At 63.5% G+C, this 438-nt stretch carries 1 protein-coding gene; it reads right to left on the bottom strand.

Going from position 1 to position 438, the window contains the following annotated elements:
- On the bottom strand, positions 1–425 hold a 425-nt coding region (locus AACY52_RS31550), incomplete at its 3' end, for a TolC family protein (RefSeq protein WP_339561586.1).
- Positions 426–438 lie beyond the last annotated feature (13 nt).

Here is a 438-nt window from a genome sequence, read left to right on the forward strand (position 1 = left end):
ACGCGTTCGCTTGCGATCCGCAAGGCATTTGCTGCAATAGCAGACTGCTCCGACAGCACTTCTGTACGACGCTCGGCTGCGGCCGCCTCGACATAGAGCTGCGTGATCCTGAGCCGAAGGTCGGCAACGGCGATTGCGGTCTGGATCTCAGCCCGGGTCAGTCGTGCGTTCGCCAGCGCAAGCCGCGCGCTGCGCTTGCCTCCTAGTTCCAGAGGCAGCGCAATTCCGACGCTTGATTCAGCGCTGCGGAAGCCTCGATATTGCCCCGAACCCGCTAAATTTTCGACTTGCAGCTGAACCTCGGGGTTTGGGCGCAATCCCGCTATCGTACGGGCGGCCGTGACCGCCTGCACACCGGCAGTCGATGCTGCGATCGAGGGCGAAGCGGCGCCGCCCTGAGACAAGGCCGCTTCAAGGCTAAGCACCTCTCCCTCGGTC

The sequence above is a fragment of the Pseudomonas sp. EA_65y_Pfl1_P113 genome, from assembly GCF_963970525.1.
Lineage (GTDB): Bacteria > Pseudomonadota > Gammaproteobacteria > Pseudomonadales > Pseudomonadaceae > Aquipseudomonas > Aquipseudomonas tritici.